The following is a 26,303-nucleotide window of genomic DNA, read 5'->3' as shown; positions in this document are numbered from 1 at the left end:
GCAAGAACGGCCGCCTCCGGATCGGGGGCGGCCGTCCTTTTTCAAGGCGGTTCAGAAGAACCGGGGGATCGGCCCGGGATGCGGCGTGGGCCTTCCAACATCCACTTCCTGCTCGTCGACATAGCACCAGCCCCAACCTTCGGGCGGATCGTAACCCTCGATGATCGGGTGCTGGGTCGCGTGGAAGTGGGCGCGCGCGTGCCGGTTCGGCGACTCGTCGCAGCAGCCGACATGGCCGCATTCACGGCAAAGCCGTAGATGCACCCACCAACTGCCCGTCTTCAGACAGTCCTCGCACCCCGCCGCGCTGGGCGTGACGCGCTTGAGGGTGTTCAGGTGCGAACAGGTCATGTCGGCCTCCTTGCAGGGTGGAGCGCGCGTTCAATACAGCGCGACAGGGCGTCGGCGGAACACGGCTTCTCCAGGTAGCAGCCCGCTCCGGCGGCCATGGCGCGCGAACGCGTCAGCTCATCCGGAAAGGCGGTCATGAAGATGACCGGAAGATCCGGTCGTTCGGCGACGATCCGACGCTGCAGAGCCAGGCCGTTCATGCCCGGCATCTGCATGTCGGAAATCACGCAATCGACGGCGAGGTCCGAAGCCGCGAGGAAGGCCTCGCCGGACTCGAACGCCTGGACCCGAAGCCCCATGGACCGCAACAGCCGCGTCAGGCTGGTGCGAACCATGCCGTCGTCGTCGACGACCGCAATAAGGGGGGGCTGTTGCATTGCGGAAATCTCGGCGCCGGAACGCGGGACCGCCAATGTGTCAGGCGTTTCCGTGACGACTGACCTCGAACAGGAACCAGACGCGACGCTCAGTCTCGTCGATCCAGTTCTCCAGCAGGCTGGCGGTGGCCACGTCGCCCTGTTCGTCGCACACCGTATGGGCGGCGCGCATGCGCTGGACCAGGTCGCCGTTGTCGTCGCGCAGCTCGGCCAGCATGTCCTCGGGGCTCACATAGTCGGCGTCATTGTCCAGCACGCGTTGAAGCGTCTTGATCTGACCGATGGAGCGCAGGGTCGCGCCGCCGATCTTGCGCACGCGCTCGGCGATCGGATCGGTCATGGCCAGAATCTGGTCGCCCTGGTCGTCCAGCATCAGATGATAATCGCGGAAGTGGGGCCCCGACATGTGCCAGTGGAAATTCTTGGTCTTCAGATACAGGGCGAAGACATCGGCCAGCAGGGCGTTCATCGCGCCGCTGATGTCCTGGATCGCCTCGGCCGTCAGACCCGTGGGGGTCCTGAGCGGAGCCAGGCGGCGGGTTTCGAGAGTTTGGCGGTCCATGACGTTCCTTCCAGGCTTGTCCCTGATCTGGACGTTAGACCCGCCGTCTTCGCCGCTCTTGCATCGGACGCGTGGAATTTGAACAGACGCGTGGTCTTGCGACCCGGCGACGAAGCCTGTCATTGCCCCCACGCCGCACGCTTATTAGCGTGATGCCGCAAACACGGTCGGAAGGGACTGCCAGTGGATTCAGCCCGACACGATCAAGGCCTCTCGGCTGCGGCGCTCCTGCGCCGCCTGCGTCTGCTCATCAGCCCTGTGCTGATCCTTGTCATCTTCCTGCTCGACACCTTCACCCCGCTGATCAGCGCGGTCGCCGTCTTCTATGTCGTGCCGCTGCTCATGTTGGGAGACTTCCTGTCTATCCGCCGGGTCAAGATCCTGTTTTGCGGCATGATCGGCCTGGCGACCTTCAGTCTGCTGTTCGACCACGGGCTGAACCCGCAGTTCGCGACCCTGCTCCGCTATTGCGTCAGTGTCGCCGCCATCAGCATCACCGGCTTTCTGATCGTCAAGACGCTTCGCGACCGCCAGACCCTTGTTGGTCAGGCCGCACTTCTGGACGTGACCCACGACGCCATCTTCACGCGTTCGCCAGACGGTCAGATCCTGTTCTGGAACCGCGGGGCCGAGCGTCTGTACGGCTGGAGCCGGCAGGAGGCCGTCGGACAAAACGCCCACGAGCTCCTTCAGTCCCGATTTCCGACGGCGCTGGACAGCATCAACGATCATCTGTTCGCCAATGGCCTGTGGGAAGGCGAGATCAGCCATCAATGCCGCGACGGCGGCCGGTTGATCGTGCTGAGCCGCTGGACCCTGGACAACCACGATCTCAGAAAGCCCCCGGTCATTCTGGAATCGAACACGGACGTCACCGCCAGCAAGGCGGCCGACGCCGCCCTGCGCGCCAGTGAAGTGCGGTATCGCAGCATCTTCAACACCCTGGCCGTCGGCATCTGGGAGCATGACTTCGGCCCCCTGCGCGCGGCGCTCAAGGGGCTTCGGGAATCGGGGGTGGAGGATCTTCACGCCTATCTGCTCCAACATCCCGAGTTCGTCCGCGACGCCCAGCAGATGATCCCCATCACCGACGTCAACGACACGGCCCTGAAACTGATGGGCGTCGAGCGAAAGGAGAATTTCTTCCGCAGCCTGGCTGAAATCCTGCCGGCGACGGAAGGAACCTTCATCGACTTCCTGATCGCCTTCGACGAGGGGCGCGGTTATTATCAGGCGGAAACCGAAGTTCTAAACGGGCGCGGCGAGTCGATCCCGATCATCGTCGCCATCACCTTCCCGCCGCCGGGGCACGAAGCGAACCGGGTGCAGGCCGTGGTGCTGAACATCACCGAACGGCGCCGCCTGCAGCTCGCCTTCGACCATGCGAAGCAAGAGGCCGAATACGCTATCCGTACGGCGGCCATGGGGGAACTGTCCGTCTCCATCGCCCATGAGGTGAACCAACCCCTGGCCGCCATTATGACCTCAGCCGAGGCCGCGCTGCGCTGGATGGACCGGTCTCCGCCCGACCTCGAAGAGACGCGTGAGGCCCTGGCGGACGTGCTGAACGCCACCCGCCACGCCACCGGCGTAGTGAAGCGCGTGCGCAAACTGGTCAGTCGAGCCCGTCCCGAGACCGAGGCGGTCGCCGTTGACGCCTTGGCCGTCGGGGCGCTGCGGCTGGTTCGCCACGATCTCGAGCGTCTGAACATTCCGGTCCGCGTCACGCTCGCCGCCGCCGACGGCTATGTTCAGGCAGACCGCGTGCTGCTTCAGCAGGCGCTGGTCAATCTGCTGACGAACGCCGCCCAGGCCATGACCTCGGCCGGAACCCCTGCCCCCGCCATCGACATGCGGACCTGCCTCCAGGACCGCCATGCGATCATCGACATCATCGATAATGGACCCGGATTCGACGCGGACGGCGCCGAGCGCGCCTTCGACGCCTTCTTCAGCACGCGCCCGGACGGGATGGGCCTGGGCCTGGCCATCTGCCGGTCAACCGTAGAGGCTCACGAGGGCTCGATCAGGATTGTCTCCGAACCGGGCGCGGGGGCGCGGCTGTCGATTTGCCTGCCGCTCCTGTCGAACCCGCCCAAGGCCTGACCGGTCCAGGGAGCAAGGCTCCGGCTCCCCAACACGTTCTAGGCTTCAGGCCTGCGCCTGGGACTTCAGATCCTGGGAAAGACGCACCAGATCCGCCACTGTATGGATCTCCATCTTCCGCATCAGGCTGGACCGATGCAGTTTGACGGTGATCTCACTGAGGCCAAGCTCCGCCGCCGTCTGCTTGTTCATAAGGCCCGCGACGACCAAGTCCATCACCTGCCGCTCGCGCGGGGTCAGCTGGGCGTAACGCGCCTCGACGCCCGCGATGTCGCTGGCGCGCTCGCGGATGCGGCGGTCGCGTTCCAGGGCTTCGTGGACAGCGTCGATCAGGTCCTGGTCGCGGAAGGGTTTGGTGAGAAAATCCACCGCTCCCGCCTTCATCGCTCGGACCGACATCTGCACGTCGCCATGACCGGTGATCAGGATGACCGGCGTCGTCACCCCTTGAGATGCAAGAGCTTTTTGAAAATCCAGGCCGCTTACGCCGGGCATTCGCACATCGGTGATGATGCAACTGCGGGCGTTCGGCGGCTCGCTCGCCAGAAAAGCGGTCGCGGATTCGTACAGAGCGGTCGCCAGGCCGATCGAGCGAAAGAGCGAGTCCAGGGCGCGGCGCACCATGGGATCGTCGTCGATCACGATCACGACCGGCCTCTCCAGCTCCGCTCCGCTCAACCGCCCCTCCTCGCAAGTCTGAGCCGTCTGACTACGAAAGCTGAAAATGCAATGCAATGATCCGGCCTGTCTTTGCAGCCGGGTCAAGGCGCAGGCTGTTCAACCGGACCGGATCGGCGCGCGGCTCAGGCGGGCCCTCCAACGCCATATAGGCGCGCGAGGGGCCAAAGGGTGGCCAGTCCGGCTCGCCCGCCGCCTGCGGCCGTCCAGCCTTCACGAGTCAAATTCTGGTCTTCCGGACTTGCAAACGGGTAAAAACACCCGGGCGAAGACATCTTGGACGGAAACGCATGACAGAGCCCAAGGCTCGCAAGCCCGGAGCGGCCAGCGGCCGGCCCGCTGGTCGGACCATGGCCGGACGCCGTAGCAATGCCGTCAAGGTCAAGCCGGCCCCGCCGGTCACTCGACGCGGCCGCGCCACCCGCCAACGGCTAAAGGACGCCTTGAGCCGTCTTCTGCAGGACCGCGCCTTCCATCAGATACGTCTGGAAGACATCACCCGCGAGGCGGGCGTCAGGGTCAGTCTGTTCTACCACTATTTTCCCAGCAAGATCGACATCACCCAGGAAGTGCTGGCCGAACTGCTCGACGGCTTCCGGGGCGCCGTGGAAGCGCGGCCGAAGAGCGAGCATCCGCTGGAGGCGACCACTATGCCAACCAACATATGGTCTCCCTGTACAGCGCCAATCCCGGCGCCATGCGGTGCCTGTTCGAGGTGCACGAGGAATCTGCCCCCTTCGCCTCCATGTGGCGGAACCTCACCCTGGATTGGAACCGAAGGATCGCCACAAATCTCTGTCGCCAATTTCCGGAGGCGTTCGTCGATGACGCGCAGTATCTGTCGCTCGCCTACGCCCTCGCCGGCATGGTGGACAACTTCCTCATTGAGTATTTCGTCTATCGGAATCCTACGCTCCAACAGGCCCATCCGACGCCGGACGATGTGGCGCGGTTCCTGACCACACTGTGGCTCCGCGCCCTTTACCTGACCAATCCGCCTGACCTCTTCCTGGAGCCGTCAGATGGCTTCAAGCTGATCGGCCAATCGAGCACGCCTGCAAGGTCTCCAGATATCTGCGGAAGCCAGCCCTCGTCCTGACCAAGGCGTCAGGATGATTGCATCACATCAAGATCGATTTTCGTTGGCGTTCCGAGCCAGAATAACGCCGCCCAGGACACCGGAACGCGCGCCTAGCGCTGGAGCCGCCAGATAATCGCCGAGCACGCCCTCATCATCAAGATGAGGCAGATAGCCGCCCAGCTGAACCTTTAGACGTGTTCGCACGCGGCCGAGCAGTACGTCTTGGCTGCCCACGCCGCCGCCAAACACGATCCGCTGCGGCGCGAGAACAAGCGTGAGCGTGGTCGCCATCTGCGCGAGATAATCCGCCACGAGGTCCCAAACAGGATGATCTACGGGGACCGTTTCGCCGGGTCGGCCAAGACGTGCGGCGATCGCAGGGCCGCTGACCAGCCCCTCCAGACAGTCGCCGTGGAAGGAGCAGACGCCGGCGAAGGTGTCGTCCCCTTCCGTCCGCCTGACCAGAAGATGCCCCACCTCGGGGTGCAGAACGCCGTGCACCAGTTGGCCATCGGCGACAACGCCGACCCCGACGCCGGTTCCGACGGTGACATAGAGATAGTGTTTGAGGCCGGCGCAGGCGCCCCATTCGCCTTCCGCCAATGCGGCGCCGCCGACGTCGGTCGCCAGCCCGACCGGCACGCCGAATTTGCGTAACGGCGCCAGAAGGTCCGCGCCTGTCCAGCCAGCCTTGGGCGTCTTCAGAATTCGTCCGTAATCCTCTGCGTCACGATCAAGCCTAACGGGGCCGAAACTGGCGACCCCGATCCCGGCCAGCCCTTTCGCATTCGCATGGGCTTCGACAACCCGCGCGACCTCGGCAAGCGTCTCGCTCGGCCCCCGTGTCTCGATCCGGACGGGATCCGTCAGGTCCTGCGGCGAACGGCCGAAGGCGACCATTGTCTTGGTGCCGCCGATTTCAACGCCTGCGTACATCTTCATGGCTCCATCACATGCCAGGAGATCCCATAAGGCGGCAATTCCATCGCCCGGCCAGAAGACGTCGAGGCGCTCAGAACCTCACGTCTTGCCCCATCGAAGCCGGAAGGAAGCTCGACCGAGACACGCCGGTTCGAGAAATTGGCGAGGCACAGAAAAGCTCGTCCGTCCGTCCGTGAGAACGCCAGAACGGCGGGATCGCCCATCTGTATCGGCAGGGCGCGTCCGCGCACATCGAGGGCTTCGATCCGTCGCGCGGCGTCGCCGAAGCGACGGATCGCCGTCATGGCCGCTGAGCCGGCGCCGCCGTCGCGGGCAGCCAAGGCTTTCGCCCAGTCCATGACGGGTCGATGCAGCCATCGTCCTTCGCCAGCGCGCAGCGGATCGGTGAGAAAGTCGGTGTCGTTCCCCAAGGCGATCTCGTCGCCCATATAGATCAGCGGCCAACCGTCGAGCGCATGGATCACACCATAGAGCAGCGTCAGCCGCGCCATCGCCTCGTCCGGATCGACATCCTCGCGCCCCAATCCGACCAGGGCGGCCGTCATGCCGTTCGTCGATGGAACGCCCCCAGGCGCGGTCTGGAAACTGCGCCCGCCCGAGAAGCCCTGACCGCCGTAGAACGACGACCAACGCTCCAGATCCTGCGGCGTAGCATAGGCGCTCAGGGCGTTCCAGATGAGGTCGTCATGACAGCGGACATAGTTCAGCCAGGCGGCGTGATCGGGCCGGGCGCTCGCCGCCGCAAGGACGGTCCGCACCACGGCGACGTCCTGGTCGGCCAAAGCGCCCCACAGCGCAGTCATGACGCCGTTGTTGTAGGCTAGACCGCATCCAGGGCTCTGGACGCCGAAAAAGGGCAGGACGTCGTCGAGACTTTCGATCGCCTCCGCCAACAACAGCACGCCCGGCGCCGCCAGGTCCAACGCCGCCCGGAAGGCCTCGATGATCGCATAGGCCTCGGGCTGGTTGCGGCAGTTGGCGCCCTTCCGTTTCCAGAGGAAGGGGGCACTGTCGAGCCGAAAGCCCTGCACGCCTCTGTTCGCCAGGAACAGCAGAACATCGAGCATCTCGAGAAAGACCTCGGGGTTCGAATAGTTCAGGTCCCACTGGAAGGGATAGAAGGTCGTCCAGACCCAGGACTGCAGGTCCGGGTCATAAGTGAAGCTTCCCGGTGCGGTGGTGGGAAAGACATCGACGAGAGTCTCCTCCCACTCCTGAACCTCGGCCTCGGTCGCGACCAGGTGGTAGAAGGCGCGAAACTTCGGATCGCCGGCCCGGGCGCGGGTCGCCCACTCGTGCTCCCGCGCCGTGTGATTGCAGACCACGTCCAGCAGAAGCCCCATGCCGCGGGCGCGAAGTTCGTCGGCAAGCCGCTCCAAGCCGCCCATGTCGCCAAGCGCGGGCTCCACCTCGCGATAGTCCTGAACAGCGAAACCGCCGTCGCTGTCGCCCTGCCGCGCCTTCAGCAGCGGAAGCGGATGCAGCCAGCGCACGCCCAGATCCTGAAGATAGTCGAGGCGGTCAATGAGGCCGCTCAGGTCGCCCGCAAACCGATCCACGTAGAAGGTGTAGACCGTCTGTCCCGACTGACCCACCCAGCGCGGATCCTGACGACGCTCGACGTCTATCGCCTTCAGCGCCTCAGAGCGCACGTCCGCCGCAGCAGAGATGCGACCCACCACCCTGGACATGAGCCCCTCGACGTCGCCGCCGTACAGATCACCGAGTCTGGCCCTCAAAATCTCCAGGGCCGCGTCCCCCAGGGGCGCACCCTGCGGAGTCTCGGCGGCTTTCGCCATGTCGGCACATTCAGTCATCTAGGCCTGCACGATAAGAAGGGGTCTCGCCGGGCGGCGGCGCCGCCCGGCGAGGATGTCGTCGAAGAACGGCCGGAGCCGCTTGGCGAAAGCCGTGAGCCGTCGCCGCCACGCGGTTCGGCGGCGCGCCGCAAGACGCGCCGCCTCCCATGTTCAGTTCCACTCCATGCGGAGGGTCAGGCCGATCGTCCGGGGCCGCGGGCCGGCAAGCAGGGTCGTACCGTTGGCGGCCGTCGGTCCGCGCTCGTCGGACAGGTTTTCGCCGTAGAGTCGAAGCTCGTAGCGGTCGAACCGCACGCCCACGCTCGCCCGGTAGAGCTGATAGGGGTCCAGGGTGTCGATCGTGGAATCTGCGATCCGGTTGCGGCCGACGGCGGTGTAGGAGGCGTTGGCGAAGACGTCGTATCGGCCCACCGTGCGGTCGTAGTTGGCATCCAGCCGCCAGTTGTGGGGCGGGGTGTTGATCAGATCCTGCCCCTCGGCATAGCGGGGATTGGCCGTGGCGAAGGCGGCGGACACATCGGTGAACTCGGAATCGTTCACATTGCCGACCACCGTGAGGTTCAAGCCCTCCAGCGGCGTGTCCCACGACGCCTCGATATCAATCCCGCGGGTCCGGGAATCCCCGAGATTCGCGTAGGCCGTCAGGCCGATCGAGGTGTTGATCTCGGTCTGCAGGTTCTCGTAGTTGATCTCATAGAGGCTGCTGGCGAGCCGCAGCCGGCCGTCGAGAAGCGTGCCCTTGACCCCGAATTCGAGATTGAGCAGTTCGTCTGGCGTCAAGGCGACGTCGGTCGGAATTCCATCGGCGATGACCGCATTGGCCTGGGCCTGCGACTGGAGAATGCCGCTGCGGAACCCGGTGCCGGCGTTGAAGAAGACCAGCCAGTCTTCCACCGGATAATAGGCGATATTGGCGCGCCAGGTCACCTTTTCGGGCTCGGATTCGCTGTAGACCGCCTCCCCGTTCGAGATCGAATCCGCCGAGCGCGTGTCCTTGAAATAGCGCAGCCCGAAGAGGGGCACGAGCTTGCCGCCCATGAGGTCGTAGCTGACCTCCGAGAAGATCGACGCGTTCTCGGTGCGCGTGATCGTCTGGCCGCTGAGCTGGAGGCTGGGGAAGTCGAGGTTGAAGGTATAGAGGCCCTCTGCCTTCTGGTAGAAGACGCCCCCGACGACATGGAGGGGCCCGTCTCCCGAGGTGGCGACGCGGAACTCGTTGACGAAGTTGTCCGCGTCCCCGCCGTTCGTCAGGGTGCCGATCCCGAGCGGCGCGCCGAGGTTCAAGCCCACCTGGAAACCGCCCGGAAGAGACTTCTGATAGGAGGTGGCGTTGGTGACCGTATAGTTTTGGAACTCGTGGGTGATGGTGCTGGAATAGTATTCAGCCCGACGACGGTCGTAGCCCACCACATCGCCCTGATAGGCGGCGTAGGGCGGCGACACCGAGTTCATCACGTTCAGATAGTCCTGGTCCGTGCTGAATTTCCAGGCGCGAAGGCGGACCGTGGTGCGGTCGTTCGGGGTCCACAGCAGGATGGCCTGAAGGTCCTCGGAGACGACTGTATTGGCGTCGGTCTCGCGCGGTTCTCCCGTGGGCGCGCCGGAGTAGATGTCGTTATAGCCTTGGCGGTAATCGTAGCCGCCGCTCAGACGCAGACCGAGCACGTCCTGGATCAGGGGCACGGAGACGGCCCCGGCGATCCTGTAGTTGGGATCGCTCGCATTCTCTGTCGTCGAGACCTCGCTCTCGAGCTGAGCCGTGACATGGTCAAGGCTGGGATTGCGGGTGCGATAGATGATGGTTCCGCCCATCGAGCCTGAGCCGTAGAGCGTGCCCTGGGGACCACGCAGAACCTCGACACGTTCCAGATCGAAATACTGGACAGGCGGCGCCGCCTGGAAGTTGGGAACGCCGAACGGCGTATCATCAAGATAATAGCCGACCATCCCATCCCCGACCGCACCGCCGGCGCCGGAGCCGCGGAAGGAGAACACCCGATAGCCAGCGCCGATCTCCTGGGCCTGAGACGCGCCCGGAATCAGGGAGATCAGATCTCCGCCATCGCGCACGCCCTTGTCCTTCAAGGTCTCTTCGGAGAAGGCCTGGATCGCCAGCGGAACGCGTGAAATCTGCTGCTCCCCGGACTTCATGGCCGTCACGACGATTTCGCCGAGTTCGGCCGGGGCCGCCGGCTCGGTCGCGTCCTGAGCCCACGCCGGCGTCACGCCCAAGGTCGCGCCGCAAGCCAAGGCCACAAGGCTGGCGCTCCCAGTCAGTCCGTAGCGACGGACCCGCATCTTAATGGTGTTGAACATGGTTTCCTCCCCTTTAGATCGCTTAAGCAATCGTTTGCTTTTCTTTACCGCCCTCTGACTGAAAGACGGCGCTTCATGTCCGATGACATGAATTCCCTGTTGCTGCGGTCAGACCGCGGCCTCGGCCTGCGTTCATCCTGACCCGGTCGAACCTGAGTCGAAGGCGGCCCGCAACCCGGCCTTCCACGCGGCGGTGAACGCCCTCGAGGCTTGCGCCTCGGGCGCGATGAAATCGAACCCGTGATAGGCTCCGGGCGTCAGATGGAAACGCGTCGGCACCCCGGCGGCCACAAGACGTCTTGCGTATTGAAGGTTCTCATCGACGAACAGATCGAGCCCCCCCACCCCGATGAAGGCCGGCGCCAAGCCGGAAAACGTCTCCAGACGCGCCGGCGACGCGCCATAAGGCGCCGAAGCAGACCCTGCCGGCATGCCGAGAAAGCTGGTCCAGCCGAAGCGATTGCCGGCGGGCGTCCACAGGATCGCACCGATAAAGGGAGGCACGGAGACCGTCGCTCCGGTCCGGTCGTCCAGCATCGGATAGATCAGCACCTGATAACAGAGGGGGTGGGCGCCGCGATCACGGGCCGCGATCGCAACCATGGCCGCCAATCCACCGCCCGCGCTCGCGCCCATCACCGCCACCCGCCCCGGGTCTACCCCCAGGGAGTCTGCCTGATCATGGACCCAGGCCAAAACCGCGTAGCAATCCTCCATGGGGCCCGGGAAGGTCGTCTCGGGGGCAAGCCGGTAGTCGACATTGGCGACGACGCAGTCGAACTCATCCGCGAGGCTCTGGCACAAGGCGGTGGAATCCGAAGCCCGACCGAGGATAAAGCCCCCGCCGTGGATATGAATAATGGCCGGGCGGTTTCGTCGGCCTTCGCGGCGACCGATGAGCTCGAACGCCACGTCCGGGTGGCCCGGTCGGCCCGGCGCCTTCAAGCGCTCCACGGCCGCCGAAGCGGTCGAAACGGGTGTCTCCAGGGGCGGCACGGCGCGTAAGGCGGGAAGTTGGTCCCGCGCCCAGGTCAGCGGAGGCCGGCTCAGAAGGGTCTGCGCTCCCGCGCGCAGTTCCGGGTCGACACGCGCCAATAGCGCCGGATCGACGCCGTCCGCGCGCACGGGCGATGCGCGACCCGCCAGCATGGCCGCCGTCGCCAGCCCAAAGGCCATGTCCCGTCTGCGAATCCTCATGCGGACCTCCCCGCGCGTCGGCTTGTGCCGTTCTGCTGGGGAAAGCTACCCGCTTCGCAATCGATTGCAAGTCGTTTTTACTAATCTCGCAATCGATTGCCTTTTAGGTGCTGACGGACAAGCTTATCCATAATTCGGCCTTGCCTCCTCCGCGACTTGCCCTCACCATCAGGCATGCAAACGATTGCGGTTAGGGCCCGACAGGGTCCGTCGCCGCAACAGTCGGCGCTGAAGCGTCGATACATAAAGGGGAGAAGACTATGAAGACGTGGCGACTGGCGTGCATGGCGGCAGCCCTGCTTATTCCCTTGTCGACGGGCAGGCCTTCGATGGCCCAGGACGCCGCGCCGCGCGAGCCCGCACCCGTCGTTGTCGATGCGGACGGAACGGTTCATGCGCCTGCGATGGCCGTACCGGTATCGCGCCTGCTCAGCCCCCAGGCTCAGGCCTATGTGGCCGAGCACCTGAAACAGATGCAGCAGCCCGAGCTGCTGATGGAGAAGGACGGGGTTCCCGTCTTCATGCAGCCCTACCTGGCCAGTCAGAAAGCGCAATTCGCCTATGAGCGCCAGGACACAAGGCTCGGCGGCGTCCACGTTTATGATTACACGCCCAAGGCCGGGATCGCGTCAGAGAACCAGAACAGGGTTCTGATCAATCTCCACGGGGGCGGCTTCATGGCCTGCTTCCCCGGCTGCGCCGAACTGGAATCCATGCCGTTGACCGCTCTGGGCCGCATTCGCGTGGTTGCGGTCGATTACCGGCAAGCGCCTCAACACCATTTTCCTGCCGCCAGCGAAGATGTCGCCGCCGTCTATCGCGAGCTTCTGAAGACCTATCCGGCGGAGAATATCGGCATCTATGGCTGTTCGGCCGGCGGCATGCTGACGGCCATGTCCGTCGCCTGGTTCCAGGCTCACGACCTGCCGCGTCCCGGCGCCATCGGGGTCTTTTGCGCCGGATCCACCCTGTCGGCTGCCGGCTTTGGCGGTGACGCCGACTATGTCAACGGCCCCATCGGCGACGCTCGCCCGCCGGCGCCCTGGCCTGGTCCGGCCGATCCCGACAGGACACTCCTGCCCTATCTGGTCGGAACCGATCCGAAGGACCCCCTCGTTGCGCCGGCCGTCTCTGACGCCGTGATGCGGGAATTCCCTCCCACCTTGATCATTACCGGCACCCGCGGGTTCGAGCTGAGTTCGGCCGTCTACACACATACCCAGCTGGTGCGGCTGGGCGTAGACGCCGAGCTCCATGTCTGGGAAGGCCTGTTCCACGGCTTCTTCTACAATGCCGACATCCCGGAATCGCGCCAAGCCTATGACGTCATGCTGCGCTTCTTTGACCGTCGGCTAGGGCGCTGATCGGAGGCGCGTCTCCCCAATGCCCGCGCATCCGCCACATCGCGACGTCGCCCTGACCGAAGTCGATCCCCCATCAGGGCGCGGTCGGCTGTTCGTCGCAAGCGACTTCCCTTGCGCCCCCCTCGCGCGACGCGAGCTGTTCGCCTGGCGTCCCGACGGGGTTGATCGGGACCGCCCACTGCCGGTGCTTTATGTCCAGGACGGCCAGAACCTGTTCGACGCCCGGCGCGTGCCGTTCGGCGCCGCCTGGGAAATCGACGCCAGCCTGTCCCGGCTGATCGACGCCGGACGTATTCCGCCGGTTATGGCGGTGGGCGTCGCCTGCTCGTCGGAACGCTTCCTTGAATATGCGCCCGCCTTGATCCTGGACCGCGCGCCGGTTTCGGCCCGCGACGCCGTGGAGACCGCCTGGGACGGGTCTGCGCAATCGTCCGCCTATGCAGAGCTCGTCGTCCACCGGATCAAGCCCTTTGTCGACGCGGCCTTCGCCACCCTGCCCGGCCCGGCGACCACCTTCGTCGCGGGCGCCTCCATGGGCGGCGTGGCGGCGATTGAACTGCTGGCCCGCCACCCCGACGTCTTCGCGGGCGCTGCGGCCCTGTCGGCGCATCTCAGTCTCCTCCCCGTCGATGAGACGGAGGCGATGCCGAAGGGGTTCGCTGAACAGGTGGCCGCCGCCGTCGGGGCCTTCGCCCTCGCTGATCTTCCGGCCGCCGGCCGCCACCGCTTCTGGCTTGATCGTAGCGAACTCGACATCGACCGCTTCTACGGCCCGTCACACCGCGCTTTGATCGAAGCCATGATCGTTCTCGGCTATCGACTGGATCACGATCTCGCCGTTCACACCTTCCCAGGCGTCGGCCACAACGAAGCCGCCTGGCGCGACCGACTGGATGAGGCTCTCGCGTTTCTGCTCCCCGACGCAACTTCGTCAGCGCGCTGACGCCTAAACGGCGCCGGATCTGTACGACCGGCTAGGTCGTCGCTGTGACCGGCGCAGCCGCTTCCCCCTTGGGGTCGCGCGCCCACAACACGCACACCGCCGCAGCCGCCATCAGCACGCCGCACAACATCAATACATTGCGCGCATCGCCTTGCAGCAAGCTGTTGAAATACAGAGGCATGGTGACCGCGTTCAACAACATGGGCGTCACGATCATCATGTTGAATATGCCCATATAGACGCCCGTCCGCTCCGGAGGGATGGCGTTCGACAGGATGATGTAGGGGTTGCCCATGACGCTCGCCCACCCCAGGCCCACGCCTATCGCCGGCACGAAAAGCCAGACCTTGTCGGTGATATGGGGGATAGCGAACATGCCGAGGCCCGCGACCACCAGGCAGACGGCATGGGTGGTCGCCGCGCCCCAACGCCGGGCCAACGGCACCAGGGCGAAGGCGGCGACAAAGGCGACGCCGTTGTAGAAGCCGCCCATCTCGCCATTGTCCAACACAGCCCGCCGGAAGCCCTCGGATAGCGGATCCGACTGCCCATAGACCGAACGGCTGATGGAATAGATGACGTAGTTCCAGTAGGCGAACATCGCGTACCACTGGAAAAGGCTCATCAACGCCAGCTTTCGCATCGTCAACGGCATGTCGCGGATGGCGTCCCAGATTTCCACAAGGGTCCCGATGGGCGTCAGCGGCCGGGCCTTGATCGCCGCCCGCTCGGCCGGGGTGAGGGGCAACTCCGGCACCCGGATGATCGACCAAAGGATGGTGCCGAAAGACAGGACGGCCCCGACCGTAAAGGCGATCCGCGTGATGATCGGGATATTGTGGGAATCCACCGCGTTGATATCGAACCCGAGCAGATTCACCAGGATCGACGGCGACAGATAGGCCAGCATCTGGCCGAGCCCTGTGAAGGCGCTCTGCGACAGGAAGCCGAGCCGTCTCTGATGCGTGTTCAGACGATCGCTGACATAGGCGCGATACGGCTCCATCGTGATGTTGTTGCCTGCGTCGAGGATCCACAACATGCTGACCGCGGCCAGAATGGTCGGACTGAGCGGCATGTAGAACAGGCCGATCGCGCACAGGACGGCGCCGACCAGGAAATAGGGCGTCCGTCGTCCCCATCGCGAGTCCGTCCGGTCGCTCATCGCCCCGATGATCGGCTGAATCAGCAGTCCGGTCAGAGGCCCGGCCAGCTGCAGGAGCGGAATGCTGGCCTCGTCAGCGCCGAGGTAGGAATAGATGGGCGCCATATTGGCCTGCTGCAGACCGAAACTGAACTGCAGGCCGAGAAACCCGATGTTCATCTCGATGATGCGCCAGAACGGCAGGTTGGGCTTGTACGCGCCGGTCATGAAGATCCCCTCGCTGCGCGAGACCGCGCCTGTTGAATATGTTCTGTGGACAGCGCCGGACGGGGCGCGGACGCCCCAGGGCGGGCGTCGTTCAGCCGTCAGAGAAGAGCCGGTCCAGCCAAGCCTGGAACAGGATCGGCCACTGGCTCGCGGGCGCGCCCGACGCCCCCAGACCGAATCCGTGTCCGCCCTCCTGGAACAGATGCGCCTCGACCTTGACGCCCGCCCCCCGGCAGGCCTCCAGCATCATCAGAGAATTTTCGGGCGGCACGGCCGTATCGTCCAGCGCATGGACCAGGAAGGTCGGCGGCGTCTGGGCGTCCACATGTCTTTGCGGCGACCGCAGCAGGACATGGTCTTCGGTCGGAGCCTCGCCGAGCAGGGATAGAGCGGTCTGGGGATTGGTCAGCGGGGCGGCCAGGGTGATCACCGGGTAGATCAGCCCAATAGCCGAAGGCCGGGCGTCAACCGCATCAATCGCGTCACGAGGCGGATAGAGGCCTGGGGCGTAGTCGACGCCGAGCGAGGCCGCCAGGTGGCCGCCGGCCGAATAGCCCAGCACCGCCACCCGCTCCGGCGAAATGCCGAACGCTCCGGCGCGGGCGCGGATCAGCCGCATCGCCCGCTGCGCGTCTTGCAAAGGGACGTTCCACCGATCTGACCAACCCTCGCCCGGCAGACGGTAGATCAGGACGAAGACGACGTAGCCCAGATCCGCGAAGGCCTGGGCGGTGGCGGCGCCCTCATGCGTGCCGACGACGAAGGCGTAGGCGCCGCCCGGGGTGACGAGGATCGCGCGACCATTGGGACGGGCGGGACGAAAGACCTTCAGAAACGGCTCTGCGACATTTCTGAAGAAGCCGGGCGGGAAGTCACTGGGCGCAGGGGTCGCCTGAAAACCGGTTTGCGGCGCGCCATCTGGCCAAAGCGGCAAGGTTTGCGCTCGACCCCAGGCGGCAGGAAGCGGCCCCAGAGGCGAGAGGGGAGGCGAAGCGTCGTCGGCGCGTGCGGCGGGCGCCGCCAGAACGCCGACACCGGCTGCGGCCAGGAGACGACGACGGTCGATCGCAAAGGGACGGCTCACGCGGGCACCGGCTCGGCAAAGGCTGTCGCCAGCGCCGTCCGCCATGCCTGTGTGAAATCGCGCGACACCCTCGCCTCAGGCACGACGAAATCGAAGGCGTGATAGGCGCCGGGCGCCACGACAAGCGTCGTCGGCGTCCCCGCGGCGATAAGACGTCGGGCGTATTCGATGTCCTCGTCGACGAACAGATCGATGGCTCCGACCCCGATAAAGGCCGGGGCAAGCCCCCGCAGGTCCTCGACGCGCGCGGGAACCGCGCCGGCCGGAACCCGCGCCGAGCCCGCCGGAACCCCGAGGAAGGCGGTCCAGCCGAAAGCATTGGCGGCTGCGGTCCAGCCGATCGCCCCGATATGAGGCGGAAGGGCCTCGCGACTGCCCGTCCGGTCGTCCAGCATCGGATAGAGCAGCACCTGCAGGCAGAGCGAAATCTCGCCGCGGTCCCGCGCGGCGATGGCGACAAGCGCCGCGTGTCCGCCGCCGGCGCTTTCGCCCATCACGGCGATGCGGCTGCGATCCACGCCCAACTCAGTCGCGTTGTCGTAGAGCCACTTCAGCGCCGCGTAGTTGTCTTGCACCGCCCCCGGATAGGCAGTCTCAGGCGACAGCCTATAATCCACGTTCACGACCAGACAGTCGAAGCGCGCAGCCAGGTCCTGGCAGAAGGGCGTAAGGTTACGCGCCCGCCCGGATATGAACCCGCCCCCGTGGATGTGAAGGATGGCGGGCCGCGCGCGCCCGTCCTTCCGGCCGCCTATGACCTGAACAGCCACCTCAGGCTGGCCGGCGAGGCCCGGAATAAACCGCTCATCGACCGCCGGGGCCGGGGACGCCAGGGGCTCGGGCGCCGCCCAGGACGCGCGCAGGGCCGGCAGACCGGCGACGGTCAGCATCGGCAGGGGCTGCGCCAACTGAGCGGCCGCGCTTGCCCGCAGTTCGGGATCGACGAGGGCCAGCGGGTCGTGCGCTCCAGATCGATCCGCACTTTTCGCGGCGGCAAAGGACCGCCCACCGGCTAAGCTCGCCAAGACGCCGCCGGCCAAGCCAGCGTGCAATGCACGTCGGGATATCTGCATAAAGTCCTCCGGCGGCCACATTGCAATCGATTGCGGCTCTTGCCGTTTTTCTACGCGGCTTGGCGGCCGGGCGCAATGGGGCGCCGCATGCCGTTGATTTCCTGTCGCGGGCGGGCCATTCGACATTCATGACCACCGAGGTGAAACCTGTTGCGACCCTGGCCGACCTCGCCCGTCTGGCCGGCCTGTCCACTTCGACCGTGTCACGCGCCCTCGCCGGCAATCCTGTCATCAAGGCTTCGACCCGAGAGCGTGTCGCCGCCCTCGCGCTGGAACACGGCTACCGGCCCAATGTCGTGGGCCGAAATCTGCGAACCGGCCGCTCGCACGCCGTAGGAGTGGTGCTGCCGCTCGGGCACGAGGTGGGACAACCTGTTTCGGATCCCTTCTTCATCACCCTGCTGGGGCATCTGGCCGACGCCCTGACGGCGCGGGGCTATGATCTGCTCTTGTCCCGCGTCATTCCCCGCGGCGAAAATTGGTTGTCCGAAATCGCGGAATGCGGCCGCGTCGACGGCGTCATCGTGATCGGTCAATCGGACCAGATGAGCGTCATAGAAAAGGTGGCGAATCGGTATCGGCCCCTGGTTGTCTGGGGCGCGGAATTCGCGGGTTTCACCCAGACTGTCGTCGGCACGGATAATCGCCTGGGCGGAGAGATGGCCACGCGACATCTTTTGGACGGCGGTCGTAGACGGCTCGCCTTCTTCGGCAATCCAGATTATCCGGAACTCGGACAACGCTACCAAGGCTTTCTCGATGCGCATGCTGCGGCCGGGGTCGCCGCGCCCGCCCACGCCCTGCCCGTCCATCTGACCCCCCAGACCGCCTACGAGACCATTCGCGGCTTTCTCGACGCCGACGACACCATCGATGGCGTGGTCGCCGCAACCGACATTATCGCCCTGGCGACGCTGCGCGCCCTGAACGAACACGGCTTGTCCGCCCCGGGCGACATCGCCGTCGTGGGTTACGACGACCTGGAGATCGCCATCCACGCCACACCGCCCCTGACGACGGTCAGGCAGGATATCGCGGGCGGGGCCGAGGCCATGGTGGACATCCTGCTGAGACGAATGGCGGGTGAAGACGCGCCATCGAGGATTTTCGCGCCGCAACTGATTGTGCGGAGCTCGGCGCCCTGAGGCCAAGCGACCGATCATGACGCCGATCTGACGTCAGCATCTTCGAAACACGAAGAAATTGAACGGCTTAAAAAGCCCGTGATCGCGACATCATTTGAGTCGCCCGGGCCAAATCAGGGGCGTCGAAGGACCTAATATCGAGGCGCAGTTCGATTACTCCGGCAGCGCTTCAAAGGTCCCAGCTGAACGATCTTCATGTTCAAAACTATAGACGCCACCCGCCGCCAACGGCCTGAATAAGGGCCACGGCCGTCGTCTGGCGGTCGACCGCGGCCTGCAGCAGGGCCCGCCGTGCGCTGAGGGCGGAAACCTGGGCCGTCACCACGTCAGTGTAGGCGATCGTGCCGACGCGGTACTGGTTCAGGATCATGGCCTCGGTCTGGTCCGCAGCGCGGGAGGCGGTCTCGAGCTCCGCATACTGGCGACGCAGCACGTCGGTGGCCGTCAACTGGTTTTCGACATCCTGGAAGGCCTCCAGCACTGTCTGACGATAGGCGGCGACGGCGGCGTCATAGGACGCCCTCGCCTGCTCGACCGCCGCCCCGCGCGCTCCGGCGTCGAAGACGGTCTGGGCCAGACCCAGGCCCAGCGACCAGACGTTGGCGGAACTCTCGAACAGGTCGCCCAGGCTGGAGGCGGTCTGGCCGGTTGATCCCGTCAGGGACACGGTGGGGAAGAAGGCCGACTGCTGAACCCCGATCTGGGCGTTGGCGGCCGCGACCGCCCGCTCGGCCGAGGCGATGTCAGGCCGGCGCTCCAGCAAGGCGGACGGCAGCCCCACCGGCACGTCCGGCACGGTCGGGGTCCAGTCGGCCGCCGCCAGGCTGAAGGTGCTGGCCGGTTCGCCCACCAGGACGGCGATGGCGTTCTCATAGGTGGCGCGGGTCCGCTCCAGACCGATCCGCTCGGAACGAGCGCTGGCCAGGGTGGTCTCGGCCTGCAGCACGTCGGTGCGTGGCGCGATGCCGGCTTCATAGCGGTTGCGGGTGATCTCCAGCGCCCGCTCATAGCCCGCGATGGTGCGGTCCAGCAGGGCGAGTTCGGCGTCAGCTTCGCGCAGGCTCAGATAGCTGACCGCCAGTTCACCCTGGATCGACAGATGGGCGCTGGCCAGATCGGCCGCGCTGCTCTCGGCCGAAGCGTCGTTCGCCTCGACCGAGCGGCGGATGCGGCCCCAGAAATCCGGTTCCCAGGACGCGCCTATGTTGACCTGGTAGGTGTCGCTGTCGGCGCCGCCCGAGGCCCCCGAAGTCGTGCCCGATCCGTCTAGGGCGACGCTGGGAAACAGGCTGGCCCGGGTTTCACGCGTGGCGGCCCGCGCCTGCCGATAGGCGGCTTCAGCGGCGGCGACGGTCTGGTTCGCCGTCTCGGCGCGCACGGCCAGGGCGTTCAGGGTCTCGTCCCCGAACAGGGTCCACCAGTCGCCCCGGTCCAGCGCGTCCGACGGCTGGGCGACGCGCCAGCCTTCCGGCGCCTTGAAGGCGGTCACGGCCGGGGTGGCGGGAACACCATAGTCCGGTCCGACCGCGCAGGCCGAAGCCAACAGGGCGGCGGTCAACAGAAGGGGGGCATAGGGTCTCATGCGGGGGAAGACTCCGTTTCGATGCCGCGGGCCAGGGCGCGCTCGTCGCCCGTTTTTCTTCGCAGCTTGTCGAGATAGACATAGACCACCGGCGTGGTGATCAGGGTCATGATCTGGCTGGCGATCAGCCCGCCGATGATGGTGATTCCCAGCGGCTGACGCAGCTCGGAGCCCTCGCCGAAGCCGATGGCGAGGGGCAGGACGCCCAGGCCGGCGGCCAGGGTCGTCATCAGGATCGGCCGGAACCGCAGCAGCGACGCCTCGCGGACCGCCTCGACCGCCGTCAGCCCGCGTGAGCGCTGGGCGTCCAGGGCGAAGTCGATGATCAGAATGGCGTTCTTCTTGACGATGCCCAGCAGCAGGAAGACCCCGATCAGGGCAATGATGGTGAACTCCATGCCGAACAGCATCAGAGCCAGGACCGCGCCGACCCCCGCCGCCGGCAGGGTCGACAGGACGGTGACGGGGTGGATGGTGCTCTCGTACAGGATGCCCAGCACCAGATAGATGGACACCAAGGCGGCGAGGATCAGCAGAGGCTGCTCCTGGTTCTGCGCCTGGGCCTGGGCCGCCTGTCCCGCAAAGGCGCCGCGTACGCTAATCGGCATGCCGATACGCTCGGCCGCCGCGGTCACAGCCGCCTGGGCCTGGGACAGGGAGACGCCCTCGGCCAGGTTGAATGAGACGGTCGTCGCCAGTTCGCCGTTCTGGTGATTCACCGTCGTCGCGGTCGGGGCCTGGTTGACGGCGGCCACGACCGAAAGAGGCGTCATAGGCGTGACCTTTGTCGCCAGGGCGTTTCCGGTCGACGGATTTTTCAACGCCGGATTGGTGACGCTGGTCTCCGCCGCGTCGCTCGCAGACGACGTCGGCACGTGAATATCCGCCAGCGCCTCCGGGCCCTGGGCGAACTGCGGCAGCCATTCCAGGATGACGGAATACTGGTTGATGTCCTCGTAGATGGTCGCCACCTGCCGCTGGCCGAAGGCGTTGTAGAGGCTGTTGTCGATGGCGCGGGGGGTGACGCCCAGGCGGGCGGCGACGTCGCGGTCGATGGTGAGGTAGGTCTCGACCCCGTTCTGGGCCAGATCGCTGTCGACGTCGATCAGCTCGGGCAGGGTCTTCATCTCGGTTTCCAGCTTCTGGGCCCATTGGCGCAGATCGGCGCTGGAATCGCTGATCAGAGTGTACTGGTAGGTCGAGTTCGACGACCGCCCGCCCATACGCAAATCCTGGACGGGGTTCAGGAAGATGCTGATCCCTTCGACGGCTTCCAGCTTCGGACGCAGACGGGCGATGACGGCGGCGCTCTTCTCCCCATCGCGCTCGGCGAGAGGCTTCAGATTGACGAACATGAAGGCGCCGCCCGACCGCGCGCCGCCGGTAAAGCCGACGACAGTGTCGACCGACGGATCGGCGTCGATGATGGCGACCACCTTCCTCAGCTTGGAGGACATGGACTGGAAGGAGACGCTCTCGTCGGCGCGGACCCCGGCCATCAACTGACCCGTATCCTGCTGCGGGAAATAGCCCTTGGGGACGACGACATACAGATAGGCCGTCAGCCCGATCACCGCCGCCAACGACAGAACCACGATCCGCTTGGACTGCAAGGCCCAGTCCAGGCACCAGGAGTAACCGTTCTGAAGCTTCGTGAACCCCGCCTCCAGCCAACGGCCCACCGGGCCCTCGCGATGGCCTTCCTCGCGCGGCTTCAGCAGATAGGCGCACATCATCGGCGTCAGGGTCAGGGAAATGACCAACGAGATCAGCACCGCCGCCGACAGGGTCACAGCGAACTCGCGGAACAGCCGCCCGCTCTGACCGCCCATGAACAGCAGGGGAATGAAGACCGCCACCAGGGAGACGCTGATCGACAGAACGGTGAAGCCGACCTCGCGCGCGCCCAGCAGGGCCGCCTTGAACCGCTCCATCCCCGCCTCGATATGGCGCTGGGTGTTCTCCAGAACCACGATGGCGTCATCAACGACAAAGCCCGTCGCCACGGTGATGGCCATCAGGCTGAGGTTGTTCAGCGAAAAGCCCATCAGATACATGACGCCGAAGGTGCCCAGCAGGGACACCACCGTCGCCACGGTCGGGATGAAGGTCGCCCGCGCGCTGCGCAGGAAGACCGAGACCACCAGCACCACCAGGATCAGCGACACCACCAGGGTCACCTCGATCTCGTGCAGAGACGCCCGGATCGAATTGGTGCGGTCCGAGGCGACCTGGATCTTGATGTCGCCCGGCAGCTGGGCCTGAAGCTCGGGAACGACGGCGCGAACGGCGTCGACCGTATTGATGATGTTGGCCCCGGGCTCGGTGGTGATCAGGATGATGATCGCCGGCTTGCCGTTGAACAGGCCCAGGGTGCGGGTGTCCGATACGCTGTCGGTCACCTCAGCGACATCGGACAGACGGATGCCGGCGTTGTCGCGCCAGGCCACGATCAGGCTGGCGTAGTCGGCCGCCGTCTTGCCGGCGGCGTCGGTGTAGATCTGGAACCGCCGTCCCTCGCCCTCGACCGTCCCCTTGGGTCGGTCGGCGTTGGCGGCCTCGATAGAGGCGCGCACGTCCTCCAGACTGACGCCATAGTGATTCAGCTGGAACGGATTGACCTGCACCCGCACCGCCGGCAGGGAGCCGCCGCCGATCTCGACCTCGCCGACCCCGTCCACCTGGGCCACGCGCTGGGTGACGACATTGGACACCGCGTCATAGATTTCGCCCGGCGTCTTGGTGTCCGAGGTCAGGGCCATGATGATGACCGGGGCGCTGGACGGATTGACCTTGGAATAGGTCGGGTTGCTGCGCAGGGTCGCGGGCAGGTCGGCGCGAGCGGCATTGATGGCGGCCTGAACCTCGCGCGCGGCGCCGTCGATGTCGCGGTTCAGGTTGAACTGCAGATTGATCCGGGTCGATCCGGTCGAGCTCTGTGACGTCATCTCGTTGACATCCGAGATCACGCCTAGCCGGCGCTCCAGCGGCGTGGCGACGCTGGAGGCCATGGTGCTGGGACTGGCTCCGGACAGGCTCGCCTGAACGGAGATCGTGGGAAAATCGACCTGCGGCAGGGGGGCGATAGGCAGGACGAAGAAGGCCGCGACCCCGGCCAGGGCGATACCCAGGCTGAGCAGCACCGTGGCGATCGGCCGGCGGATGAAGGGTTCTGACAGGTTCACCGGACCGGCTCCGGATCGACGGTCGCCGCCGGCTCATCGCCCTCGCCCGCGCCCGCCGCGCCCGTTCTGCGACCTGCCGGAGCCAGCCGGTCAAAGGCCAGATAGATGACCGGCGTTGTGAAGACCGTCAGCAGCTGACTTACCAGCAGACCGCCGAAGATGGCGATGCCCAGCGGACGGCGCAGTTCGGCGCCCTCCCCCATGCCCAGCATCAGGGGCACGGCCGACAGCAGGGCCGCCATGGTGGTCATCAGGATCGGCCGGAAACGCAGGATGGCGGCCTGGAAAATGGCCTCGCGCGCCGACTTGCCCTGGGTCCGTTCGGCGTCGATGGCGAAGTCGATCATCATGATCGCGTTCTTCTTCACGATCCCGATCAGCAGGATCAGGCCGATGATGCCGATGACGCCCAGGTCATTGCCGGTGATCCACAGGGCGAACAGCGCCCCCACCCCCGCCGAAGGCAGGGTGGACAGGATGGTCAGCGGGTGGACGTAGCTTTCGTACAGCACGCCCAGCACGATGTAGACGCACACCACCGCCGCCAGGATCAGCCACATCTGGTTGGACAGGGATCCCTCGAACGACCCGGCCGCGCCCTGGAAGCTGGTCGTCACGCTGGCCGGAACTTTGGCGGCCTTGAGGGCGGCGCTAACCTGGCTGACGGCGGCGCCCAGCGACACACCCGGCGCGGCGTCGAAGCCGATGGTGGCGGCCGGGAACTGTGCCACGCGCGTGACCTGGGTCGGCGCCTCCTTCTCGGCGATCGACGCGAAGGCGCCCAGAGGGGTCGCGCCCCCGGACGCCTGGAGGTTCAACTGGGCCAGGGATTGCGGCGTGGTCAGGATGCCGGGATCGGCCTCCAGGATCACGCGGTACTGGCTGGTCTCGGTGAAGATGGTCGAGACGATCCGCTGGCCGAAGGCGCTGTAAAGCGCCTCATCGACCTCGGAGGCGGTGATCGACAGGCGGGCGGCCGTGTCGCGGTCGATCGAGATCTGGGCCGCCGGGGTCGTCGCTTCGGCGGCGTTATAGATGTTCCGCAGCTTGGGCTGTTCGGCCATGGCCGCGGCGATCTTGCCGGCCCAGGCGTTGACCGTCGGCGTATCCGCCCCCTCGACCGACAGCCGATACTGGGTCGCCCCCGTCTCGGTGTCGATGGTCAGGTCCTGGGTCGGCTGGGCAAACAGGCGCAGGCCCGCGATTTCGGCGACCTCGGCCTTCAGTCGTTCCATGACCTTCTGCTGCGAGCCGTGGTCGGACTTCAGATTGATCGTCATCTGGCCGACGTTCAGGGCTGACGTGCTCGATCCATCGACGCCGACCGTGGAACTGAGGGATTCAACGGCCGGGTCGGCCAGTATAGCGGCGGCCGCCTGCTGCTGAAGGTCGGTCATTCGGGCGAAGGAGACCGAACTGGTGGCCTCGACCCGCGCCAGCAGTTGGCCGGTGTCCTGGGTCGGGAACAGCCCCTTGGGAATGACCAGAACCAGAAGGCCGGTCAGGACCATGGTGCCCAGCGCTGCCACCAGCGTCGCCTTCTGGCGGTCCAGCACCCAGACCAGGGCCTTCTCGTACCAGGCTTCGACCTTCTCGAAGACGCGCTGGGCATGTTTGCTGATCCCCTTCACCTCGGCCTCGGGATGGGTCTTCAGCCAGCGCGCCGAAAGCATCGGGGTGAGGGTCAGGGACACCACCGCCGAAATCAGTATGGTGATGGCCAGGGTGACGGCGAACTCTCGGAACAGCCGCCCGACGACGTCGCCCATGAACAACAGCGGGATCAGCACCGCCACCAGCGACACCGTCAGCGAGATGATGGTGAAGCCGATCTCCTTGGCGCCCTTCAGCGCCGCCTGCATCGGCTTCTCGCCCTTTTCCAGATGGCGCGAAATGTTCTCGATCATGACGATGGCGTCGTCGACGACGAAGCCGGTCGCGATGGTCAGGGCCATCAGGCTGAGATTGTTGAGGCTGTAGCCCAGCAGATACATGGCCCCGCACGCGCCGATCAGCGAGATCGGCACCGCCAGGCTGGCGATCAGGGTGGCGCGAAGGCTGTGCACGAACAGGAAGATCACCAGCACCACGCCGACGATGGCCAACAGCAGCTCGATCTCGACGTGGTGCACCGACGAGCGGATGCCGGTCGTGCGGTCGGTCAGGACCGTCATATCAAGGGAGGCTGGGAGTTGGGCCTGAAGCTCAGGCAGACGCGCCTTGATGGCGTCGACGGTCGAGATGACGTTGGCGCCGGGCTGGCGCTGAACGCTGAGCAGGATGGCCGGCTTTTCGTTGGCCCAGGCCGCGAGGCGCGAGTTTTCGGCCCCGTTCACGACCTTGGCGACATCCTTGAGCCGCACCGGCGCGCCGTCGACATAGTCGATGATCAGGTTTTCATAGTCGGCGACCGTCAGCAGTTGGTCGTTGGCGTTGATCGTATAGGACCGGGTCGGCCCGTCGAAACTGCCCTTTGCGCCATTGGCGTTGGAGGCCTCGATCGCCGTCCGCATCTCCTCCAGGGTGATGCCGTAGGAGGCCAGTCGCTGAACGTCGACCTGGATGCGGATCGCCGGCTTTTGGCCGCCGCTGAGCGAGACCAGGCCCACGCCTGAGGTCTGACTGATCTTCTGCGCCAGCCGGGTATTGACCAGGTCCTGCACCTCGGTCAGCGGCAGGGTGTCGGAGGTAACGGCGATGGTGAGCACCGGCGCATCGGCCGGATTGATCTTGGCGTAGACCGGCGGCGCCGGCAGGTCGGCGGGCAGCAGGGCGTCGGCGGCGTTGATCGCCGCCTGAACCTCCTGCTCGGCCACATCCAGCGTCTCGGACAGGCCGAACTGCAGGGTGATGACCGAGGCGCCGGCCGAACTGATCGAGCTCATCCGCTCCAGCCCGGCCATTTCGCCGAGCTGCTGTTCCAGCGGGGCTGTGACGGTCTGGCTCATCACCTCCGGGCTGGCGCCGGGATAGAGGGTCTGAACCTGGATGGTGGGATAGTCGACCTCGGGCAGAGCCGAGAGCGGCAGCAGGCGGAAGCCGACCAGGCCCGCCAGCACGATGGCCAGCATGAACAGCGAGGTCGCGACCGGCCGCTGGATGAACGGACGGGAGGGGTTCATTCG

At 65.8% G+C, this 26,303-nt stretch carries 20 protein-coding genes and 1 pseudogene; 6 read left to right on the top strand and 15 right to left on the bottom strand.

All coding sequences use genetic code 11. From position 1 onward, the window contains the following. Positions 1–51: 51 nt before the first annotated feature. The 3 genes from ACVPT3_RS04965 to ACVPT3_RS04955 are packed head-to-tail and all read right to left on the bottom strand — an operon-like array spanning position 52 to position 1,290. Positions 52–351: a UBP-type zinc finger domain-containing protein gene (locus tag ACVPT3_RS04965; RefSeq protein ID WP_492043087.1), complete on the bottom strand. Its 300-nt coding sequence runs from the start codon at positions 349–351 to the stop codon at positions 52–54. Then, entirely contained in the window at positions 348–728 is a 381-nt protein-coding gene (locus ACVPT3_RS04960) for a response regulator transcription factor (RefSeq protein ID WP_492043086.1), read from the bottom strand. The genes ACVPT3_RS04965 and ACVPT3_RS04960 overlap by 4 nt, the downstream gene beginning before the upstream one ends. A gap of 40 nt (positions 729–768) precedes the next feature. After that, on the bottom strand, positions 769–1,290 hold the full coding sequence (locus tag ACVPT3_RS04955; RefSeq protein ID WP_492043085.1) for a Dps family protein: 522 nt from the start codon (positions 1,288–1,290) through the stop codon (positions 769–771). A gap of 183 nt (positions 1,291–1,473) precedes the next feature. On the opposite strand from ACVPT3_RS04955, the gene ACVPT3_RS04950 reads away from it, so the two are divergent. Further along, positions 1,474–3,396: a PAS domain-containing sensor histidine kinase gene (locus ACVPT3_RS04950; RefSeq protein WP_492043084.1), complete on the top strand. Its 1,923-nt coding sequence runs from the start codon at positions 1,474–1,476 to the stop codon at positions 3,394–3,396. Between the two features lie 45 nt (positions 3,397–3,441). On the opposite strand, the gene ACVPT3_RS04945 is transcribed toward ACVPT3_RS04950, so the two are convergent. Next, positions 3,442–4,074 (bottom strand): response regulator transcription factor, encoded by a 633-nt coding sequence (locus ACVPT3_RS04945; protein WP_492043083.1) that lies wholly within the window; start codon positions 4,072–4,074, stop codon positions 3,442–3,444. Positions 4,075–4,364: 290 nt separating this feature from the next. On the opposite strand from ACVPT3_RS04945, the pseudogene ACVPT3_RS04940 reads away from it, so the two are divergent. Further along, a pseudogene (locus tag ACVPT3_RS04940) lies at positions 4,365–4,583 on the top strand (hypothetical protein); the annotation flags it as partial. Here the strand turns inward: ACVPT3_RS04940 and ACVPT3_RS04935 are convergent. After that, entirely contained in the window at positions 4,506–4,706 is a 201-nt protein-coding gene (locus ACVPT3_RS04935; RefSeq protein ID WP_492043858.1) for a hypothetical protein, read from the bottom strand. The pseudogene ACVPT3_RS04940 and the gene ACVPT3_RS04935 sit on opposite strands and share 78 nt — an antisense overlap. 32 nt (positions 4,707–4,738) lie before the next feature. Here ACVPT3_RS04935 and ACVPT3_RS04930 point away from each other — a divergent pair, with 32 nt between their 5' ends. Next, on the top strand, positions 4,739–5,173 hold the full coding sequence (locus tag ACVPT3_RS04930; RefSeq protein ID WP_492043857.1) for a hypothetical protein: 435 nt from the start codon (positions 4,739–4,741) through the stop codon (positions 5,171–5,173). Between the two features lie 27 nt (positions 5,174–5,200). Here ACVPT3_RS04930 and ACVPT3_RS04925 read toward each other — a convergent pair whose 3' ends face one another. The 4 genes from ACVPT3_RS04925 to ACVPT3_RS04910 all read right to left on the bottom strand — a co-directional run bounded on the left by ACVPT3_RS04925 (position 5,201) and on the right by ACVPT3_RS04910 (position 11,430). Then, a complete protein-coding gene (locus ACVPT3_RS04925; protein WP_492043082.1) occupies positions 5,201–6,097 on the bottom strand; it encodes an ROK family protein in 897 nt (298 codons plus the stop codon). Beyond that, the gene (locus ACVPT3_RS04920; protein ID WP_492043081.1) at positions 6,094–7,896 is read right to left on the bottom strand and encodes an alpha-amylase family glycosyl hydrolase; all 1,803 of its coding nucleotides are present in this window, start codon (positions 7,894–7,896) and stop codon (positions 6,094–6,096) included. The genes ACVPT3_RS04925 and ACVPT3_RS04920 overlap by 4 nt, the downstream gene beginning before the upstream one ends. A 171-nt stretch (positions 7,897–8,067) precedes the next feature. Continuing rightward, positions 8,068–10,233 carry a TonB-dependent receptor gene (locus tag ACVPT3_RS04915; RefSeq protein WP_492043080.1) on the bottom strand — a complete coding sequence of 722 codons (2,166 nt, stop codon included), beginning with the start codon at positions 10,231–10,233 and terminating at the stop codon, positions 8,068–8,070. A gap of 132 nt (positions 10,234–10,365) precedes the next feature. Further along, positions 10,366–11,430, bottom strand: coding sequence for an alpha/beta hydrolase (locus tag ACVPT3_RS04910; protein WP_492043079.1), 1,065 nt, complete (start codon positions 11,428–11,430; stop codon positions 10,366–10,368). Between the two features lie 260 nt (positions 11,431–11,690). Between ACVPT3_RS04910 and ACVPT3_RS04905 the strand changes: the two genes are divergently transcribed. Both ACVPT3_RS04905 and ACVPT3_RS04900 read left to right on the top strand, forming a co-directional pair. Beyond that, entirely contained in the window at positions 11,691–12,794 is a 1,104-nt protein-coding gene (locus tag ACVPT3_RS04905) for an alpha/beta hydrolase fold domain-containing protein (protein WP_492043078.1), read from the top strand. 19 nt (positions 12,795–12,813) lie between these two features. Further along, positions 12,814–13,737, top strand: coding sequence for an alpha/beta hydrolase (locus tag ACVPT3_RS04900; protein WP_492043077.1), 924 nt, complete (start codon positions 12,814–12,816; stop codon positions 13,735–13,737). Positions 13,738–13,768: 31 nt separating this feature from the next. On the opposite strand, the gene ACVPT3_RS04895 is transcribed toward ACVPT3_RS04900, so the two are convergent. From ACVPT3_RS04895 to ACVPT3_RS04885, 3 genes are all read right to left on the bottom strand, one after another. Next, the gene (locus ACVPT3_RS04895; RefSeq protein WP_492043076.1) at positions 13,769–15,109 is read right to left on the bottom strand and encodes an MFS transporter; all 1,341 of its coding nucleotides are present in this window, start codon (positions 15,107–15,109) and stop codon (positions 13,769–13,771) included. 91 nt (positions 15,110–15,200) lie between these two features. Continuing rightward, positions 15,201–16,193: an alpha/beta hydrolase gene (locus ACVPT3_RS04890; RefSeq protein WP_492043075.1), complete on the bottom strand. Its 993-nt coding sequence runs from the start codon at positions 16,191–16,193 to the stop codon at positions 15,201–15,203. Further along, a complete protein-coding gene (locus ACVPT3_RS04885; RefSeq protein ID WP_492043074.1) occupies positions 16,190–17,101 on the bottom strand; it encodes an alpha/beta hydrolase in 912 nt (303 codons plus the stop codon). The genes ACVPT3_RS04890 and ACVPT3_RS04885 overlap by 4 nt, the downstream gene beginning before the upstream one ends. Before the next feature lie 293 nt (positions 17,102–17,394). Here ACVPT3_RS04885 and ACVPT3_RS04880 point away from each other — a divergent pair, with 293 nt between their 5' ends. Beyond that, positions 17,395–18,411 carry a LacI family DNA-binding transcriptional regulator gene (locus ACVPT3_RS04880; RefSeq protein WP_492043073.1) on the top strand — a complete coding sequence of 339 codons (1,017 nt, stop codon included), beginning with the start codon at positions 17,395–17,397 and terminating at the stop codon, positions 18,409–18,411. Positions 18,412–18,616: 205 nt separating this feature from the next. On the opposite strand, the gene ACVPT3_RS04875 is transcribed toward ACVPT3_RS04880, so the two are convergent. The 3 genes from ACVPT3_RS04875 to ACVPT3_RS04865 are packed head-to-tail and all read right to left on the bottom strand — an operon-like array spanning position 18,617 to position 26,300. After that, positions 18,617–19,993 (bottom strand): efflux transporter outer membrane subunit, encoded by a 1,377-nt coding sequence (locus tag ACVPT3_RS04875; RefSeq protein ID WP_492043072.1) that lies wholly within the window; start codon positions 19,991–19,993, stop codon positions 18,617–18,619. Then, a complete protein-coding gene (locus ACVPT3_RS04870) occupies positions 19,990–23,178 on the bottom strand; it encodes an efflux RND transporter permease subunit (RefSeq protein ID WP_492043071.1) in 3,189 nt (1,062 codons plus the stop codon). Before ACVPT3_RS04870 ends, ACVPT3_RS04875 begins: the two co-directional genes overlap by 4 nt. Further along, positions 23,175–26,300 (bottom strand): efflux RND transporter permease subunit, encoded by a 3,126-nt coding sequence (locus ACVPT3_RS04865; protein WP_492043070.1) that lies wholly within the window; start codon positions 26,298–26,300, stop codon positions 23,175–23,177. The genes ACVPT3_RS04870 and ACVPT3_RS04865 overlap by 4 nt, the downstream gene beginning before the upstream one ends. Between the last annotated feature and the right edge of the window lie 3 nt (positions 26,301–26,303).

This window comes from Brevundimonas sp. FV1ps31S, assembly GCF_058681265.1.
This window is presented reverse-complemented; position numbering and strand designations above follow the sequence as displayed.